Consider the following 17,493-nt stretch of genomic DNA (forward strand, 5'->3'; position numbering starts at 1 on the left):
GGGCGGTGCCGGGCAGGTTGGTGACCGGTATCGGCGGGGCGATGGATCTGGTGCATGGTGCCCGGCGGGTGATCGTGACGATGACCCATACCGCGAAGGACGGCAGTGCGAAGATCGTGGAGGAGTGCGGTCTGCCGCTGACCGGCCGGGCCTGTGTCCACCGGATCATCACCGACCTCGGGGTCCTGGACGTCACCGACGACGGCCTGCTCCTGGTGGAAACCGCCCCCGGCGTCACCGCCGAGGAGATCCAGCACAAAACCGCCGCCAAGGTCCGTACCACCGTGACCGCCGTGACCGCCGAAGGGAGCCTCCGATGACCCGGCAGCTGCGCGAGGTCTACATCGTCGACGCCGTCCGCACCCCTGTCGGCAAGTACGGCGGCGCGCTGTCCGGCGTACGCCCCGACGACCTCGCCGCCCATGTCCTGCGGGCCCTGCTCGACCGTACGCCCGACCTCGACCCCGCCCGCGTCGGCGACGTCTTCTTCGGCAACGCCAACGGCGCCGGCGAGGAGAACCGCAACGTCGGCCGCATGGCCGCCCTGCTCGCGGGGCTCCCCGTCACGGTCCCCGGGGTCACGGTCAACCGCCTCTGCGCATCCGGCCTGGAGGCGGTCGTTCAGGCCGCCAGGGCCATCGCGCTCGGGGACATCTCCATCGCCCTGGCGGGCGGCGTGGAGTCGATGAGCCGCGCCCCTTGGGTCCTGCCCAAGCCGGAGCGGCCCTTCCCGGCCGGGCATCAGGAGCTGTACTCCACCACGCTCGGCTGGCGCATGACCAATCCGGGGCTGCCGTCCCAGTGGACCGTCCCGCTGGGCGAGAGCGCCGAACTGATCGCCGAGAAGCACGGCATCACGCGCGAACAGCAGGACGCCTTCGCGCTGGCCAGCCACGAGAAGGCCTCCCGCGCCTGGAAGGACGGGCTGTACGACGCGGAGGTCGTCCCGGTCGAGGTCCCGCGGCGCAAGGGTGAGCCGGAGCTGGTCGCACGCGACGAGTGCGTCCGTGGCAACGCCTCCCCGCAGGCGATGGCACAGCTGAAGCCCTCGTTCCGCAAGCAGGACGGCACGGTCACTCCGGGGAACGCCTCCCCGCTCAACGACGGGGCAGCCGCCCTGCTCCTCGTGGACGAGGAGGGCCTGAAGGCCATCGGCCGTGAGCCGCTGGCCCGTGTCCGGGCATCGGCCGTCACGGCGGTCGAGCCGCACTACTTCGGTCTGGGCCCGGTCGAGGCCGTGAACCGGGCGCTCGCCACGGCGGGCAGGACCTTCGCCGACCTCACCACCCTCGAACTCAACGAGGCCTTTGCCGCACAGGTCCTCGGCTGCGTCGCCGAGTGGCCCGCGTTCGACCCCGCCATCCTCAACCCGCGCGGGGGAGCCATCGCCATCGGCCACCCACTCGGCGCATCCGGGGCACGCCTCGCCGGCGCCGTGGCGCACCAGCTCAAGGCCGCCGGTTCGGGCGTCGGCGTGGCCACCCTCTGCATCGGTGTCGGTCAGGGCCTCGCACTCGTCCTCGAACGCTGACGGCGCCCCCGCTGCCCCTTGCGCCCAGCCTCGTATCCTCACCGCCATAGGAGCCACCGTGCTGCCCGCCCGATTGCCGCACCACCACGTCTCAGGCCCGCCGGACGCGCCGCTGCTCGTCCTCGGCCCCTCCCTGGGCACGTCGATGACCGTGTGGGACGCACAACTCCCCGCTCTGGCCCCGGCTTTCCGTGTCCTGCGCTTCGACCTGCCGGGCCACGGCGGCACCCCGACCGGTGTGCTTCGCGATCCGGAGCCGGGCGGCACCACGGTGGAGGACCTCGCGGCACTGGTGCTCGCCCTTGCCGATCATTACGGAACCCACCGGTTCCACTACGCGGGCATCTCCCTCGGCGGAGCCATCGGCGCCCACCTCGCGGCCCACCACCGCGAACGCGTCGCCTCACTGGCCCTGATCTGCTCCTCCGCCCATTTCGGGCCGGCGGACCCGTGGCGGGAGCGCGCCGCCCTCGTACGGCTCAAGGGCACCGCGCCGCTGCTCGCCACCAGCCCCGCCCGATGGTTCGCCGACCCCAGCACCGCCCTCACCCCCCATGGCCGAGCCCTGGTGCGGAACCTCGCCGATACGGCACCCGCCGGTTACGCGGCCTGCTGCGACGCCCTCGCGGCCTACGACCTCCTCCCGGACCTGACCCGGATCACCGCCCCCACCCTGGTCATCGGCGGTTCCCACGATGTCGCCACCCCCCTGCACCACGCCCGGCAACTCGCGCACGGCATCCCGCACGCCACCTTGCGGGTCGTGGACGCAGGGCACCTCGCCGTGGAGCAGCCCGAGGCCCTGGAAACCGCCCTGATCGCCCACCTCCGCGCACACGTCTGACCCCTCTCGGGGCCCGGAGCCGTCGCAGCGATTTCCCGGTCCGCGTACGACCTGATGTCTCCGCTCAGTGGGCGTCGTCGCCCAGGTGGCCTTCCGGGGTATGGGCGAGCGCGCAGCTGGCGCAGGCGCGCCTGGGGCCCGTTGCCGGAGAAGGCGGCCGCGCACCGGTGGCGGGAGCGGCGGCCAGGAAGGGGCCGAGGTGGACCACCCGCCTCGGCCCGGCTGTCCCCTCGGCCTCACTCCGACGGCGGCCGGGTGATCCGCTTCTCGAACCAGTGGTGGGCGTACGGCTCGTCGTTGAAGGCGGCGACCTCCTGGAAGCCGTAGGAGTGGTACAGCGCGATCGCGGCGGTGAGCGCCTTGTTGGTGTCCAGGCGCAGTACGTCGCGGCCGTGCTCGGCGGCCCGCGCCTCCAGCTCGGCCAGGAGCCGGCGGGCCACGCCGAGACCCCGGGCGTGCGGAGCCACCCACATGCGTTTGATCTCGGGCGGGGCGCCGGCCGGCAGTTTCAGCCCGGCGCACCCGATGGGCTCGCCGTGGAGCCGGGCGACCAGGAACAGGCCGTGCGGCGGCCGGAGGTCGCCCGCGTTGGGCAGCAGGCTCCGCGCGGGATCGAAGCCGGTCTCGAAGCGCTCCTGCAACTCGGTGAAGTAGGCCCGTAGGCAGTGCTGGGCGTCGGGATGGCCGGGATCGACGGCGTCCAGCGTGACCGTCGCGGCGGTCAGCAGCCGGTCGACCTCCGCCATGGCGGCGACCAGCCGGGCGCGCTGGACGGTGTTGAGCGGCGCCAGCAGCGAGCCGGCCAGCTCGTCGCTGCGACGGTCGAGCGTGGCGCGTTCCGCGCGGCCCGCCTCGGTGAGCTTGACGGTGCGCACCCGCCGGTCCTGGGGCCGCGGCTCCACCGTCACCAGGCCGTCGCGCTCCAGGGAGCGCAGCAGTCGGCTGACGTACCCCGAGTCGAGCCCGAGCCGCTCGCGCAACCGCCGTACGTCCTGCCCCCGCTCGCCGATCTCCCAGAGCAGCCGCGCCTCTCCGACAGGCCGTTCGCGGCCCAGGTAGTGCTCATGGAGCACACCCACGCGTTCGGTGACGGTGCGGGTGAACCGTCGTACGTGATCGATCTGCGTCGCATCCATTCTCTGACTCTAGTCAGATAATCTGGTGCGGGGCCAGAGGGCAGGCCACTGCATGGACCCGGGCTCCGCTGCCGGGCTACATGCCCCCGGCCACCCGCAGCACTGCTCCCGTCGCGTAGGAGGCGTCGTCGGACAGCAGCCACGACACCGCCCCCGCGATCTCGGCCGGCTGCCCGGCCACGGCCAGGGCCCGGCGTCCGGTGTCCCGCACCGCCGCGGCCACGCCCTGCGCCGCCTCCCGGTCGGAGCGGTAGCCGATCACCACGTCATGTCCGTCAGCCGCCAGCCTGAGACAGATCGCGGCGCCGATGCCGCGGCTCCCCCCGGTGACGACCGTGACTTTGTGCTGCTTCTCCATGGCCGACACCCTAGGTGCGCGGCGACAACCGGTGGTGGCCGCGGGTCGCGAAGGCCCCGGCCGGTCGAACCGGCCGGGGCCTTCGCAAGCGGATGGGGTGTCAGTCCGTGGACAGCGCCTGCAGGAGATCGCCGGTCTTGGGGGCCGGCAGCGCGCGGGCGACGTCGGCCTGGGCGACCATGCCGACGAGCTTGTGTCCGTCGATGACCGGCAGGCGGCGCACCTTGTGCTCGACCATCGTGCGCAGGATTTCCTCCGCCTCGTCGTCGGCGCCGATCGTGACGGCTTCGCCCTGCGCCAGCTCCCCGGCCTTGCACGTGGACGGATCCTTGCCGGCGCCGAGGACCTTCACCACGATGTCGCGGTCGGTGAGCATGCCCTTGAGCTTGTCGTCCGTTCCGCAGATCGGCAGTGCGCCGACGCCGAGCCGCGTCATCTTCTTCGCGGCGTCCAGCACGCTCTCCTCGGCTCCGACGCACTCCGCGCCGCTGGTCATGATCTGTCGTGCCGTCGTCATCGTGTGACGTGTCCCTCCTGTGAGCTCTGGGCCCGGTGGTGACCTGGGGTCATGTCACTCCGGGCGTTGACGCGTTACGGGTTCCCGCAGCCCAGCTCCACTAACGTGCCTCACCGCGGTCATCGGTCCGTGCTGTCCCCCGCGCGGCCGCGAGCCAGGTGATGGCGCGGTTGATGTCGGAGTGCGAGACGATGCCGAGCAGGCGGCCGCCCGCCGGGTCCAGGACCAGGACACGGCGTTCACCGGCCGCTTCCAGGCGCGGCAGGACGTCGCTGACGGGCTCGTCGGGGGATGCGGTGGCGGCCTCGCCGATGGGGCACATCACCTCGCCGAGCGTGGTCGTCGCCCGCTGCGGCGAAGGGGTCCGGTCGATTCTGGCGGCCGTCACCAGACCCACCGGCGTCCCGTCGGGTCCGACCACGGGGAACGCCGTGTGGCGGTAGTGGCCGAACGGGGCGGCGGCGAGGAACTGCTCGACGGTCGTCGCGGCGGGCACGGTCACCGGGTCGGGCGTCATGACCTGGCGCACCGTGATCCCGGCGAGCGTGCCGCGCAGCTGCGCCTGCTGGCCCTCCGCGGTGGCCGCCGCGATCATGAACCCGCCGATCAGGGCCGTCCACAGCCCCGAGAAGTCGCCCGTGACCAGCATGGAGGCGAAGCCGTAGATCACCAGCAGCCACCCGAAGCCGCGCCCGGCGGCCGCCGCGATCACGGCCGCCCGCAGGGGGTTGCCGGTGAACTTCCACAGCGCCGCGCGCAGCAGCCTGCCCCCGTCGAGGGGAGCGGCGGGGATGCTGTTGAACAGCGCCAGCAGGATGTTGATCCCCGCCAGCCACGCCACGGCCTCCACCACCGGTCCGGGTACCGCCAGCACCCCCAGCCAGCCGGCGAGCAGGCCGAAGAGGATCCCGAGCAGGACACTGGTCAGCGGGCCCACCCCGGCGATGCGGAGCTCCGCGCCCGGGGTGCGGGCCTCACTCTTCAGCCGGGCGACGCCGCCGAGCATCCACAGCGTCATGTCCTCGACCTCGATGCCGTTGCGCCGGGCGACGACCGCGTGCGCCAGCTCATGCGCCAGGATCGACGCGACGAACACCACGGCCACCGCGAACCCGAGCCCCCAGTAGGTCGCCGTGGAGTAACCGGGGTAGGCATGGGCGAGCCGTCCCTCAGCGAGACTGACGGTCACGAGCCAGAAGATGACGACGACGCTCCAGTTGACCGCCACCCGTACCCCGGCGATCCGACCCAGCGTGAACGTTGCCTTCACGTGTGCCTCCGCTGCTTGCCTACGGTGACCGGGCGGAACCTGCCCCCCTCGGGCGGGAGCCGGACTCCTGGGATACGCCTACCCCGGCCTCAGCCCACGGCAACAAACCGGCCTACGACGACCTCGGCGAGGGCGCCGATCACCGCGAACGCCGCCGGGCCCTCACCCGGTGAGCAGCCGCAGCAAGTCCGCGCAGGCCTCCGCCTCGTCGGATCGGTGCGTGACCGCTTCCCATACCCCGCGTTCGTACGCTCCCGCCTCCCACACGCCGGGAGCGTGCGGCGCGCGGCGTACGTACAGGAAGTCCGGCGGAAGGGGCCGGGGCTCGTGGACCCCTTCGATGAAGTAATGGCCGTCCGCCACGCCCCGGGCGCGCAGCGCGGCATGCAGGGCGCGGCGGTTCACAGCCGGGACTACCGCGACGACCGCGTCGCCGGGGCGAGATAGCCCTCGGCCAGCAGCCACTTGACGTTCAGGCGCTCGCCCTGCCCCGGGTTCAGCAGCGCGGCGTCCAGCTTGATCTGCCGGCCGCCGCCGGGCTGCGCGAACCAGGGGGCGATGCCGCCCTCCCACACCGGGAACGGCCGCTTGACGGTGTACCGGCGGTAGTCGCAGGGGAACGCCGGCTCGCGCGTGTTGAGGTTCTGCGGCGGCAGCGCCCGCTTGGCGTACGCGTCCCCGGCCGGGGCGAGGTAGGAACCGTACTCGGAACCGAACCGGTCGAGAACCTCGCCCGGTTGGAGGATCTCCACGTGCTTGTCGACCCTGCCGTTGACCTCGGCGAACCCGTCGTTGGGCGGGTACTTCCAGCCGGCCGGACCGCCGGGCCCCTCCTCCTTCCAGTACGTGGCCAGAAATGCCTTCGGCGACAGGCCGCCGGTGCGCTTGTACCCCTTGAGCAGCGGCCCCACCGGATGCTCCGACGGGCGCGGCAGGTACTTCGGGCCCAGCCGGGCATCGCCCTGGAACTCACCGCTGCACACGGCGGGACGCTGCCGCCGGGTGTCGTCGGCGGGAGCGGCGACGGCTGGGGTGGGCGCTGACAGTGCGGCGACGGTCAGGGCCAGTGCGGACAGGACGGCGCGAAGACGGTTCACGTCGCGTTGCTCCTCGGATGCCGAGCCAATAGTGTTGACGCAGCGTAGTGAACCGTGTACGCCTCTGCGGCCCGATCAGGGAGCGGTTTCCGGCCGACCTGCCCGCCCGGGCCGTCCGGTCACAGGCGCGCCCCGATCGACGTGCCGGCACGCGGGACGAGGAAGGACGGAGCGGACGGCAGGGAGCCGTCCGGGCGGCGGGGACTCGTGATCGTGCTCGTGTCCGTGCTCAGCACGGAGGACTCGCCCCACGTACCGCCCAGGTTCCAGGAGTTGCCGCTGGAGACGGTGGACGAGCCGAGGGCGACGGCCCGCCCGTCCACCACCGACAGGTTCCCGGTGAGCACGGCACGCGATCCCGGGCCATCGGCGTCGAACCCCGTGCGGGCATTGCGGAAGGTGGTGTTCCGGGTCAGGGCGAGGGCACCCGGGTTGCCGTTGTCGGTGATGCCGTGTGCCGCGTTCTTGAACGCGACGCTGTTGCGTACGGTGTGCGCCACGGCCGGGGCGGGGCTGCCGCCGCCGAGCTTGAAGCCGTTGCCGTCGCCCGCGAAGTCGGGGAAGTCCCAGCGGTTGACGCCATTGCCGTACACGACGGTGTTCTCGATCAGGACCGGTGAGGCGAACTTCCAGGCGTCGAAGCCGTCGTCGACGTTGTTCCACAGCCGGGCGCCCCTGACCACGTTGCCCGTCCCGCTGCCCTCCTTGATGGCCAGGCCGTCCGCGCTCTCACCGTTCTTGCGCGGGTCGCGGTTGCCGTAGCTGTCGAGGTCGAGGATCAGGTTGCGGCTGGAAGCGCCCTGGAGCTGGAAACCCGACTCGTAGTTGTCGTGCGTGACGAGCCGCGCGAAGACGTTGTCGTCGCAGCCGTCGCAGTAGTAGCCGTACGGGCCGTTGACGATCTCCAGGTCGGACACCCGCCAGTGCGAGGCCTCCTGGTGGACGGCCCCGCGCTCGGCGCGCGGAATGCTGCCGCCGACCGGGGTGTGGCTGGCGGGCAGCCTCTCGCCGTCGATGACCACCCGCTCACCCGGGTAGGCGCCCAGCGAGATCGGCTGGGACGCGGTGCCGGACGTGGTGATGGTGATGTTGTCCGCGAGGGCGTACCGGCCGCCCCGTACCGCGATGACGTCACCCGGCCTCGCCCGGTCCACGGCCGCCTGAATGGTCCGCAGCGGACGCGCGAGCGTCCCGGGCGCCGCGTCGTCGCCGGTCACCGCCACCACGAGGGTCGGCGTGGCGGCCACCGCCCCGTCCGGCACGGCCACCACGACCGCCGCCGCCGTCACGACGGTGCCCAGCACCGCTCCCGCCCACACGCCTGACCGGCGCATACGCCCTCCCGCTGTCCGTTCCGTTCCACCATGGCCGTCACCGGTAAGTGACCGCCCGGACGGGGAAGGTTGCCGCCCGCGCGCCGTGCGTAAAGGGGGGACTCCACCCGGGCCGCACCCGGGCCGCACCCGGGTGGGTCCGGGCAGGCCCCCCCGCACCACGCTCAGCGGTGGCCGCCCAGCCAGTTCGCCGCCGGGAGAAGCCGGTCGCCGTAGTCGAACAGGGCCTGGTTCTCCCAGCCGTTGCCGGAGGAGGGATCAGTCGGGTCCCAGCCGTTGCCCGTGACGGCCGTCCAGGTGGGGTCCCAGTAGATGACGCCCAGGCCGCGGCGGTTCGGTACGGCTTCGACGACGGTCATCACATCGCGCAGCCACGCCGCCTGCCCGGCCGGGCTCGCCGGATAGCCGGGGACGAGCTCACCGGGAAGGTCGATGATGTTCTCGTGGCTGTCCTCGCTGTCCAGCCGGAAGGGGTACGCCGTCTCCGCGACCACGACCGGCTTGCCGTAACGGGCCGAGATGTCGTCCAGGTTGGTCTGGAGGTCGGACAGCGCGCCGTGCCAGTACCCGTAGAAGGACAGGGCGATGACGTCGAAGGTCACGCCCTGCGCGGTGGCGTTGTCGAACCACCAGCGGTAGAGGCCGTTGTCACCGCCGTGCGCGAGGTGCAGGGCGATCCGCGTGGAGGAGGAGACGGCCTTGGCCGCGGAGATACCGGACTTCAGGAGCCCGGCGGTCTGCTGCCAGTTGTCGGTCGAGCCCTCGGGCCACAGCAGGCCGGTGTTGATCTCGTTGCCGATCTGCACCATGTCGGCGGTGGTGCCCTGGGCCTTGAGGGCGTTCAGCACGTCGTACGTGTGGTCGTACACATCCGTACGGAGCTGGCTGTAGGAGTGGGACGCCCAGGCGGCGGGCTTGGTCTGGGCGCCCGGGTCCGCCCAGATGTCGGAGTAGTGGAAGTCGACCAGCAGCTTCATGCCCTGGCTTTTGATGCGCTGCGCCATCTGCAGGACGCGCGGCTTGTCGCTGTAGCCGTCGGCCGGGTCCACCCAGACCTTGAGCCGTCCGTAGTTGGTCCCCGCGGACTTCAGGATCGCCAGTGCGTCACCGGCGGTGCCCGCGCTGGTGCGGTAGACCCCGCCGAGGTCCTCGCTCTTCTTCAGCATCGAGACGTCGGCGCCCCTGACGCTGAGCCCGGTCGAACCGGGGGAGAAGGTCAGATCGTCGACGTTGATCCAGTTCCCGGCCCTGGCGTCCGAGTTGATGCTGACGGTGCACTGACCGCCGGTCACCGTGACGGAGGTGACCACGCGTATCCACTTCCCGTTGGGGGTCGGGGGCAGATCGGTGCGCTGTTCGGCCGAGCCGCAGTTGCGCAGGGCCAGGTACGCGGCGTTCTGGCCGCCGCTGGAGCGGACCCAGGCGCTGAGCGTGTAGCTGCCGTTGGCCAGCCCCGACAGGTACTGGTACGTCTCCACCTTGTACGCGGTGGACGACCAGTGGGCGAGGCGGCTCGCGCCGCTGTGTCCGCCCGCCTCGACGTACGAGGCGGCGTTCTGGCCGGCGGCGGAGTAGGTCGACCAGCCGGACGTACCCGACTCGAAACCGCTGTTGGTGAGGGTGGCGGCGGCGGTGGCCTGCCGGGCGGGCAGCGCGGTGATCAGCAAGGCGGCGAGCGCGGGCAGGCAGGCGGCTCGCAGGAGGCCGCGCAGGCGGTGGTGACGGGGTGGTGCGTGCATCGTCGATGTCCCTTCGACGGGGGCGGGCGGGGGAGGGCGGTGCGGTGCGCCCGGGGACGGCCGGCGGTGCGGCCGCCCCCGGAAGCGATGAGGGGGTCGGGCATCAAGCGGGGGCCAGGCATCTGAGAGCCGGGGTCGGGCCGGATCACACACTCAGAGAGGCGTCAGGCATCAAGCCGTACGACCCTGACGCCGCCCGCCGGGACGGTGAGGTGTCCGGCGGCGTGTTCACCGGCGAGCAGCTCGGTTCCCGGCCCGGGCAGCGGCACCTTGGCGTCGTCCGTGGTGTGGTTGATGGCGAAGAGGTACTCGCCGCCGTCGCCGCAGCGGCGTACCACCTCGACATCCGTGGGCAGTTCGGTACGGGGCTCGATGCCGGCGTCCTCGCAGGCGGTGTCGATCACCGTGTCCAGCGCCTTGGCACCCAGGCGGGTCGAGACGTACCAGGCGGTGCCCCGGCCCAGGCGGTGACGGGTGACGGCGGGGCCACCGGCGGCAGGCCCGTTGGCGTACGTCCACACGGTCTGCGCCCCGCGCGGCACCACGAACTCGGTCCACACGTCCGCCTCCAGCGAAGCGCCGCCCGGGCCGGTGATCCGGACGGCCTCGCCCTCGCCCAGCGGCGACCACTCCTCGACGGTCAGGCCGAGCACGTCGCGCAGCGCGCCCGGGTAGGCGCCGGGGTGCACGGCGTCGTGTTCGTCGACGATGCCGGAGAAGCAGGAGACGACCAGGGTGCCGCCACCCTCGACGTATCGGCGCAGATTGCGTCCCGCCTCTTCGGTGGCGAGGTACAGCGCCGGCACGACGACCAGCGGGTAGCCCGACAGATCGGCCTCGGGGTGCGCGAAGTCGACGGTCAGGTGCCGGTCGTAGAGCGTCTCGTAGAAGCTGTCCGCGCGCTCACGGGCGTCGAGGTCCCGGCTGGGACGCCACTCCAGGCTCTGCGCCCACCACGAGTGCCAGTCCCACACCATGGCCACGTCGGCGACGGTACGCGTCCCCCGCAGCGCGGCCAGTGAGCCGATGTCGGCACCCAGCCGCACCACCTCGCGCCAGACGCGGGAATCGGTGCCCGCGTGCGGCAGCATCGAGGAGTGGAACTTCTCGGCGCCGCGCCGGGACTGGCGCCACTGGAAGAACATGGCCCCCTCCGAGCCGCGGGCCACGTGGGCGAGGGAGTTGCGGGCCATCTCGCCCGGGCGCTTGGCGGGGTTGTGCGGCTGCCAGTTGACGCCGCTGGTGGAGTGCTCCAGGAGGAGCCAGGGCGCGCCGCCCGCGACGGAGCGGGTGAGGTCGGCGGCCATGGCCAGGTTGACGTGCGTACGGCGGCCGTCGGTGATCAGGTAGTGGTCGTTGGTGACCAGGTCGACCTCGCGGCCCCAGGCCCAGTAGTCCACCGAGTCGCACTGGCTGAGCGCGGTCATGAAGTTGGTGGTGACGGGCACGCCGGGGGCGAGCCGGTGCAGGATGTCGCGCTCCATGCGGAAGTTCTCGCGCATGGTGGCGTCCGCGAAGCGGCGGTAGTCCAGCTGGTGCGCCGGGTTGCCGGCGGTCGGGGTCAGCCGGGGCGGGTCGATCTGGTCGTACGAGGTGTAGTGCTGGCCCCAGAACGCCGTTCCCCACGCCTCGTTGAGCGCGTCCACGGAGCCGTAGCGGTCCGCCAGCCAGCGGCGGAAGTGCGCGGCGCAGTGGTCGCAGTAGCAGGCGCTGACGGGCACCCCGTACTCGTTGTGGACGTGCCACAGGGCGAGTGCCGGGTGCCGGGCGTAGCGCCGGGCGAGCGCGGTGGTGACGGCGGCCGCGGCCTCGCGGTAGGCGGGGTTGCTGTGACAGATGGCCGCGCGTGAGCCGAAGGCGTACCGCACCCCCTCGCGGTTGACGGGCAGCGCGTCGGGGTGGGCCCGGTAGAACCAGGCGGGCGGCGCCACCGTGGGCGTACCGAGGTCGACGCGGACGCCGTGCTTGTGCAACAGGTCCAGGACCCTGTCCAGCCACCCGAAGTCGTAGGCGCCGGGCTCCGGTTCGAGGAGCGCCCAGGAGAAGATGCCGACGCTCACCATCGTGACGCCGGCCTCGCGCATCAGCCGGACGTCCTCCTGCCAGACGGACTCGGGCCACTGCTCGGGGTTGTAGTCCCCGCCGAAGGCGAGCCGGGGCTTGCCCGGCGAAGTGGTCTCCGGGGTATCCGGCATGAATCTCTCCTGAAGCGTCTCAGTGGGGCGTTGTGGGAACGTGCACACACCCAGATCGATGCGGCAACGCAACATAACCGCACACGAACAAGCATTGACAAGTGTCTGGAACGTTTCTCTACTGTGAACGCTCACAGATGCATGGCTGGCCTCCGCGTCGGAACGGAAGGCCCCTTCGGTCAGGGAGAAGCACCCATGTCCCACCTGCTCCACCGCCGCCTCGCGGCCACCGCGACCGCTGTCGCCCTCGGCGCCTCGGCGCTCACCGCCTGCGGCTCGTCCGGCGGCGACCGTGCGGCGGATTCCGGCCCCGTCTCCCTGACCTACTGGGCCTGGGCGCCCGGCATGGACAAGGTGGCCGACCTCTGGAACAAGAAGAACCCGGACATCAAGGTCACCGTCCGCAAGCAGGCGTCAGGCGACGACCTCGTCACCAAGATCATCACTGCGGCCAAGGCGCACCAGGCCCCCGACCTCGTACAGGCCGAGTACCAGGCGCTGCCCACACTGGTGACCAATGACGTCCTCGCCGATATATCGGGCGAAGTCGGCGACGCCAAGGGCAAGTTCGCCCCCGGCGTCTGGCAGCAGACCACGCTGGGGACCGACGCCGTCTACGCGGTGCCCCAGGACTCCGGACCGATGATGTTCTACTACCGCGCCGACCTGTTCACGCAGTACGGACTGACCGTCCCCACCACCTGGGACGAGTTCGCCCGGACCGCCCGCGCGCTGAAGAAGAAGGCGCCCGACAAGGCGCTGACCACGTTCTCCTCCAATGACGCCGGCCTGTTCGCCGGTCTCGCCCAGCAGGCCGGTGCCAGGTGGTGGGCCATCGACGGCGAGAAGTGGAAGGTCGCCATCGACGACCCCGCCACCCGCAAGGTCGCCGACTTCTGGGGCGGCCTGGTCGCGGAAGGCGCCGTCGACAACCAGCCGATGTACACCCCCGCGTGGAACAAGGCCCTGAACACCGGCAAGCAGATCGCGTGGGTGAGCGCCGTCTGGGCGCCGGGCACGCTGACCACCGCCGCACCCGACACCAAGGGCAAGTGGGCCATGGCCCCGCTCCCGCAGTGGACCAAGGGGCAGAACGCCACCGGCAGCTGGGGCGGCTCCAGCACCGCCGTCACCAACGACTCCGACCACAAGGCCGCCGCGGCCACGTTCGCCACCTGGCTGAACACCGACCCCGAGGCCCTGAACGCCCTCGTGAGGGAAGGAGGCATCTACCCCGCCGCCACCACCGCCCAGACCGGTGACGCGCTCGCCAAGGCCCCCGACTTCTTCGCCAACCAGCCGGACTTCTACACCCGTGCGGCCGAGATCGCCAAGACGACCGCCCCCTCCTCCTGGGGCCCCAACGTCAATGTCGCCTACGCCGCCTTCAAGGACCGGTTCGGCGCGGCCGCCAAGGCCAGGTCCGGCTTCGGCGCGGCCCTCACCGGGATGCAGGACGCCACCGTGGCGGACCTGAAGAAGCAGGGCTTCGAGGTCGCTCCGTGACCACGAACCACCGCGCGGCGCGCAGGCGCGGCACGGCGTACGGGGTCAAAGCCGCCCCGTACGGCTTCCTCGCCCCGGCCGTCGTCCTCTTCGCCCTCTTCTTCGCCCTCCCCATCGGGTACGCGCTCTGGCTCAGCCTCCGCAAGATCGAGATCAGCGGCCTGGGCCTCGGCAAGGGAGCCCGCCAGGAGGTGTGGGCGGGCCTGGAGAACTACACCGCCACCCTCACGGACGCCGAACTCGGCCACGGAGCCCTGCGCGTCCTTGGCTACGGCGCCATCGTGGTGCCCGTCATGCTCGGCCTCGCGCTGCTGTTCGCCCTGCTCCTGGACAGCGAACGGGTCCGCGCCCGCTCCTTCTCCAGGCTCGCGATCTTCCTTCCGTACGCGATCCCCGGAGTCATCGCCGCCCTGTTGTGGGGCTTCCTCTACCTGCCCGACGTCAGCCCCTTCCACTACGCCCTCGACCGGCTGGGGCTGCCCGGGCCCGACCTCCTCGACGGCGGCCCGCTCTTCCTGTCCCTCGCCAACATCGCTGTCTGGGGCGGCACCGGCTTCAACATGATCGTCATCTACACCTCGCTGCGGTCCATCCCGGCCGAGGTGTACGAGGCGGCGAAACTGGACGGCGCCTCACCGCTGCAGATCGCCCTGCGCGTCAAGATCCCGATGGTGGCGCCCTCACTGGTGCTGACCTTCTTCTTCTCGGTCATCGCCACCCTCCAGGTCTTCAGCGAACCCACCACGCTCAAGCCCCTCACCAACGGCGTCTCCACCACCTGGAGCCCGCTGATGAAGGTCTACAACGACGCCTTCGTCAACGGGAACATCCACGCGGCCTCCGCCACCGCGGTGGTCCTGGCCGCCGCCACCTTCGTCCTCTCCTTCGGCCTGCTGAGGCTCGCCAACTCCCGTACCGCACAAGGAGAAACCCGATGACCACGCTCGCCGCGCCCCCGTCGGCGCGCAAGCGGCCACCGGCCGCCGGCACCACACCGGGCACCGCCCAGGGGCCGCCGCGCCCCCGCCGCACCGCTCTGCTGCCGACCGCGGTCCTCGCCCTCGGCGCGCTGTACTGCCTGCTGCCGGTCGCCTGGGTCCTCGTGGCGTCCACCAAGTCCGGTACGGAGCTGTTCTCCACCTTCAGCTTCCTGCCCGGCACCGGATTCACCGGCAACGTCACGGACCTGAGCGCCCACCGCGACGGCGTCTACTGGCAGTGGATGGCCAACTCCCTGCTGTACGCCGGCCTGGGCGCCGTCCTGTCCACGGCCGTCTCGGCGTGCGCGGGCTACGCCCTGGCCATGTACCGCTTCAGGGGCCGCGAGACCGTCTTCCACGTGATCCTCGCGGGCGTGCTCGTGCCGCCCGTCATCCTCGCCATCCCGCAGTACCTGCTGATGGCGGAGGCGGGCATGGCGGACACCCGTCTGTCCGTGCTGTTGCCGCTGATCCTCTCCCCGTACGGCGTCTACCTCGGCCGGATCTACGCGCGGGCCGCCATCCCCGCGGAGCTCATCGAGGCGGGCCGGATGGACGGCGCCGGCGAAGGACGGATCTTCCTGCGGATCGCCGTCCCGATGATGGCTCCCGGCCTGGTGACCATCTTCCTGTTCCAGTTCGTGGCGATCTGGAACAACTTCCTCCTGCCGTACATCATGCTCGGCGACGACACCAAGTTCCCGATGACGGTCGGCCTGTTCACCCTGCTTGCCCAGGGCTCCAACACACCCGCCCTCTACACACTGGTGATCACCGGCGCCCTGCTGGCGATCGCGCCGCTCATCGCCCTCTTCCTCGTCATCCAACGGTTCTGGAGCCTCGACCTGCTCTCCGGGGCCGTAAAGTCCTGACGGCAGGGGAAGAGGAGACAGACAGTCATGAACCGCGGTACGGACGGCAAACGGCGCTCGGTGACCATCCACGACGTGGCGCGCGAGGCGGGCGTCTCACGCGGCACCGTCTCACGGGTGCTGAACGGCGGGCACTACGTCAGCCCTTCGGCACAGGCCGCCGTCAACGCCGCGATCCGCAGGACCGGTTACGTCGTCAACCGGCACGCCCGCTCCCTGATCACCGGCAAGTCCGACTCGGTCGCCTTCCTGCTGACCGAGCCGCAGGAGCGGTTCTTCGAGGACCCCAACTTCAATGTGCTGCTGCGCGCCTGCACCCAGGCGCTGGCCGCCCAGGACATTCCGCTGCTGCTCATGATCGCGGGCACCGAGGCCGAACGGCGGCGCAACCTCCGCTACATCCGCGCCGGGCACGTCGACGGCGTCCTGCTCGTCTCCAGCCACTCCGGCGACCCGGTCGGCAGCGAGCTGGACGCGGCCGGGGTCCCCGTCGTCGCCTGCGGCAAGCCGCTCGGGCAGAAGGCGAAGGTCGGCTATGTCGCGGCGGACGACCGGGACGGGGCACGGTCGATGGTGCGCCACCTGTACGAGTCCGGGCGCCGCCGCATCGCCACGGTGACCGGCCCGCCGGACACCCCCGGCGGGATCGACCGCCTCGCCGGGTACCGCGATGTGCTGGCCGAGTGCGGGCTGCCCGTCGACGAGTCGCTCATCGTGGCGGGCGACTACAGCCGGGCCAGCGGCGAGACGGCGGCCGATCTGCTGCTGGAGCGGGCACCCGACGTCGACGCGGTGTTCGTGGCGTCCGACCTCATGGCCCACGGCGTCCTCAACGCCCTGACCCGCGCGGGGCGGCGGGTGCCGGACGACGTGGCCGTCGGCGGGTTCGACGACTCGCCGGCGGCGCTGTCCACCCGGCCCGCGCTCACCACGGTCCGCCAGCCGTGGGAGCGGATCAGCAGCGAGATGGTCCGGATGCTGCTCGGCCGCATCAAGGGGGACGACCCGGCCGCCGTCATCCTCCCCACCGAACTGGTGCGCAGGGAATCCGCCTGACCGGCCGGCCGGACGAAGTACTGTGCACCGAGCGCTTGTTGAGCGAGCGGCGATGACGGCGAGGGAATGGGGACGACACATGGCAGGCGGCGGCGAGCGCACCGGTACCCGGCTGGAGCGATGGCTCCGGCTCGGCACTCTGCCCGTCACCGCGACGGTGCTGACGGGCACCGTCGCGCTCTACATGACCCTGGTGGCGTTCGGCAACGTGACGGACTTCGGCACCAACCAGCAGTTCGTCCAGCACGTCCTGGCGATGGACACCACCTTCAAGGACCCGGACCTGATGTGGCGGGCGATCGAGTCGACCGCCGTGCAGAACGCCGTCTACCTCGCCATCATCCTCTGGGAGATCCTGACCGCCGGTGTCCTCCTGCTCGCCACATGGCTCTGGGTGGCGGGGCTGCGCCGTGGGACCCATGTCCGTGCCCGCCGGGCGAGCACGATCGGGCTGGTGATGGTGCTGCTGCTGTTCGGGCTGGGGTTCATCGCCATCGGCGGGGAGTGGTTCGCCATGTGGCAGTCCTCGGACTGGAACGGTCTGGACGCCGCCGCCCGCAACGTCATGCTGGCCGCGTTCACGCTCGTGGTGGTGCACCTTCCGTCCCGCTCCCGGCCCGAGGGCGACGCCGACGGGTGACGGCTGACGGGCCTGGTGGGCGGAGCGCTCCGCCCGCCAGGCCCGTCACCAGGGCCGCGGCGAGCCTGATACGCGGCGGCTCACGCGGACTCCCCCCGCGAGGGCGCGGGACGCGCAGCCGGGCGGCCTCGCGGTGCGAACGCAGCGGAAGCCACCAGTTCCACTGCCCAGCGAGGGTCATCGCCGAGGGCACCAGCAGGCACCGGACGACGGTGGCGTCGACGAGGACGCCGATCACCAGCAGTGGCGCCGCTCGCCGTCCCGCCGAGCCAGGCGGCCAGGTGCCCGTCCTGGAAGAGGAACACCATCGCGCCGAAACCCGCTGTCAGACACAGCAGGTCGGTCACCAGCGCTTTGACGGGGATGAACAGACTCCGGGTGAACCAGGCCGGCAGCGCCGCTCGACTTCGGCGTCGGA

Annotated in this window: 16 protein-coding genes and 1 pseudogene; 8 read left to right on the plus strand and 9 right to left on the minus strand. The window is 71.6% G+C overall.

What is annotated here, in order from left to right:
• The 3 genes from QWM81_RS14075 to QWM81_RS14085 form a co-directional block, all read left to right on the plus strand.
• On the plus strand, nt 1-320 hold a 320-nt coding region (locus tag QWM81_RS14075), incomplete at its 5' end, for a CoA-transferase (RefSeq protein ID WP_290112235.1).
• Between the two features lie 8 nt (nt 321-328).
• Entirely contained in the window at nt 329-1,531 is a 1,203-nt protein-coding gene (locus QWM81_RS14080; protein WP_290112334.1) for a thiolase family protein, read from the plus strand.
• Nucleotides 1,532-1,589: 58 nt separating this feature from the next.
• Nucleotides 1,590-2,375 (plus strand): alpha/beta fold hydrolase, encoded by a 786-nt coding sequence (locus tag QWM81_RS14085; protein ID WP_290112236.1) that lies wholly within the window; start codon nt 1,590-1,592, stop codon nt 2,373-2,375.
• A 236-nt stretch (nt 2,376-2,611) separates the two neighbouring features.
• On the opposite strand, the gene QWM81_RS14090 is transcribed toward QWM81_RS14085, so the two are convergent.
• From QWM81_RS14090 to QWM81_RS14130, 9 genes and pseudogenes are all read right to left on the minus strand, one after another.
• A complete protein-coding gene (locus QWM81_RS14090; RefSeq protein ID WP_290112237.1) occupies nt 2,612-3,511 on the minus strand; it encodes a bifunctional helix-turn-helix transcriptional regulator/GNAT family N-acetyltransferase in 900 nt (299 codons plus the stop codon).
• 178 nt (nt 3,512-3,689) lie between these two features.
• Nucleotides 3,690-3,869 (minus strand): annotated as a pseudogene (locus tag QWM81_RS14095) (SDR family NAD(P)-dependent oxidoreductase); the annotation flags it as partial.
• Between the two features lie 100 nt (nt 3,870-3,969).
• Nucleotides 3,970-4,386: a CBS domain-containing protein gene (locus QWM81_RS14100; RefSeq protein ID WP_290112238.1), complete on the minus strand. Its 417-nt coding sequence runs from the start codon at nt 4,384-4,386 to the stop codon at nt 3,970-3,972.
• 100 nt (nt 4,387-4,486) lie between these two features.
• Nucleotides 4,487-5,656, minus strand: coding sequence for a site-2 protease family protein (locus QWM81_RS14105; RefSeq protein WP_290112239.1), 1,170 nt, complete (start codon nt 5,654-5,656; stop codon nt 4,487-4,489).
• Between the two features lie 162 nt (nt 5,657-5,818).
• Complete coding sequence (locus QWM81_RS14110) at nt 5,819-6,061, minus strand: hypothetical protein (protein ID WP_290112240.1); 243 nt, start codon at nt 6,059-6,061, stop codon at nt 5,819-5,821.
• Between the two features lie 8 nt (nt 6,062-6,069).
• Complete coding sequence (locus tag QWM81_RS14115) at nt 6,070-6,753, minus strand: TNT domain-containing protein (protein WP_290112241.1); 684 nt, start codon at nt 6,751-6,753, stop codon at nt 6,070-6,072.
• 119 nt (nt 6,754-6,872) lie between these two features.
• Nucleotides 6,873-8,087 (minus strand): right-handed parallel beta-helix repeat-containing protein, encoded by a 1,215-nt coding sequence (locus QWM81_RS14120; protein ID WP_290112242.1) that lies wholly within the window; start codon nt 8,085-8,087, stop codon nt 6,873-6,875.
• A gap of 164 nt (nt 8,088-8,251) precedes the next feature.
• Nucleotides 8,252-9,826, minus strand: coding sequence for a glycosyl hydrolase 53 family protein (locus QWM81_RS14125; RefSeq protein WP_290112243.1), 1,575 nt, complete (start codon nt 9,824-9,826; stop codon nt 8,252-8,254).
• 164 nt (nt 9,827-9,990) lie between these two features.
• Nucleotides 9,991-12,021 carry a beta-galactosidase gene (locus QWM81_RS14130; protein WP_290112244.1) on the minus strand — a complete coding sequence of 677 codons (2,031 nt, stop codon included), beginning with the start codon at nt 12,019-12,021 and terminating at the stop codon, nt 9,991-9,993.
• A 195-nt stretch (nt 12,022-12,216) separates the two neighbouring features.
• Between QWM81_RS14130 and QWM81_RS14135 the strand changes: the two genes are divergently transcribed.
• The 5 genes from QWM81_RS14135 (at nt 12,217) to QWM81_RS14155 (ending at nt 17,075) form a co-directional block, all read left to right on the plus strand.
• Entirely contained in the window at nt 12,217-13,527 is a 1,311-nt protein-coding gene (locus QWM81_RS14135) for an ABC transporter substrate-binding protein (protein ID WP_290112245.1), read from the plus strand.
• Entirely contained in the window at nt 13,524-14,465 is a 942-nt protein-coding gene (locus tag QWM81_RS14140) for a carbohydrate ABC transporter permease (protein WP_290112246.1), read from the plus strand. Before QWM81_RS14135 ends, QWM81_RS14140 begins: the two co-directional genes overlap by 4 nt.
• Nucleotides 14,462-15,379 carry a carbohydrate ABC transporter permease gene (locus tag QWM81_RS14145; protein ID WP_290112247.1) on the plus strand — a complete coding sequence of 306 codons (918 nt, stop codon included), beginning with the start codon at nt 14,462-14,464 and terminating at the stop codon, nt 15,377-15,379. Before QWM81_RS14140 ends, QWM81_RS14145 begins: the two co-directional genes overlap by 4 nt.
• A gap of 27 nt (nt 15,380-15,406) precedes the next feature.
• Nucleotides 15,407-16,435 carry a LacI family DNA-binding transcriptional regulator gene (locus QWM81_RS14150; RefSeq protein ID WP_290112248.1) on the plus strand — a complete coding sequence of 343 codons (1,029 nt, stop codon included), beginning with the start codon at nt 15,407-15,409 and terminating at the stop codon, nt 16,433-16,435.
• Nucleotides 16,436-16,514: 79 nt separating this feature from the next.
• Entirely contained in the window at nt 16,515-17,075 is a 561-nt protein-coding gene (locus QWM81_RS14155; protein ID WP_290112249.1) for a DUF2165 domain-containing protein, read from the plus strand.
• Nucleotides 17,076-17,493 lie beyond the last annotated feature (418 nt).

This window comes from Streptomyces ficellus (genome assembly GCF_030406405.1).
Classification (GTDB): Bacteria; Actinomycetota; Actinomycetes; order Streptomycetales; family Streptomycetaceae; genus Streptomyces; species Streptomyces ficellus_B.

Excerpts from the sequence above, each read along its gene's own strand:
- QWM81_RS14090 (WP_290112237.1), bottom strand. The coding sequence starts at position 3,511 with ATGGATGCGACGCAGATCGATCACGTACGACGGTTCACCCGCACCGTC.
- QWM81_RS14100 (WP_290112238.1), bottom strand. The coding sequence starts at position 4,386 with ATGACGACGGCACGACAGATCATGACCAGCGGCGCGGAGTGCGTCGGA.
- QWM81_RS14120 (WP_290112242.1), bottom strand. The coding sequence starts at position 8,087 with ATGCGCCGGTCAGGCGTGTGGGCGGGAGCGGTGCTGGGCACCGTCGTG.
- QWM81_RS14125 (WP_290112243.1), bottom strand. The coding sequence starts at position 9,826 with ATGCACGCACCACCCCGTCACCACCGCCTGCGCGGCCTCCTGCGAGCC.
- QWM81_RS14130 (WP_290112244.1), bottom strand. The coding sequence starts at position 12,021 with ATGCCGGATACCCCGGAGACCACTTCGCCGGGCAAGCCCCGGCTCGCC.
- QWM81_RS14135 (WP_290112245.1), top strand. The coding sequence starts at position 12,217 with ATGTCCCACCTGCTCCACCGCCGCCTCGCGGCCACCGCGACCGCTGTC.
- QWM81_RS14145 (WP_290112247.1), top strand. The coding sequence starts at position 14,462 with ATGACCACGCTCGCCGCGCCCCCGTCGGCGCGCAAGCGGCCACCGGCC.
- QWM81_RS14150 (WP_290112248.1), top strand. The coding sequence starts at position 15,407 with ATGAACCGCGGTACGGACGGCAAACGGCGCTCGGTGACCATCCACGAC.
- QWM81_RS14155 (WP_290112249.1), top strand. The coding sequence starts at position 16,515 with ATGGCAGGCGGCGGCGAGCGCACCGGTACCCGGCTGGAGCGATGGCTC.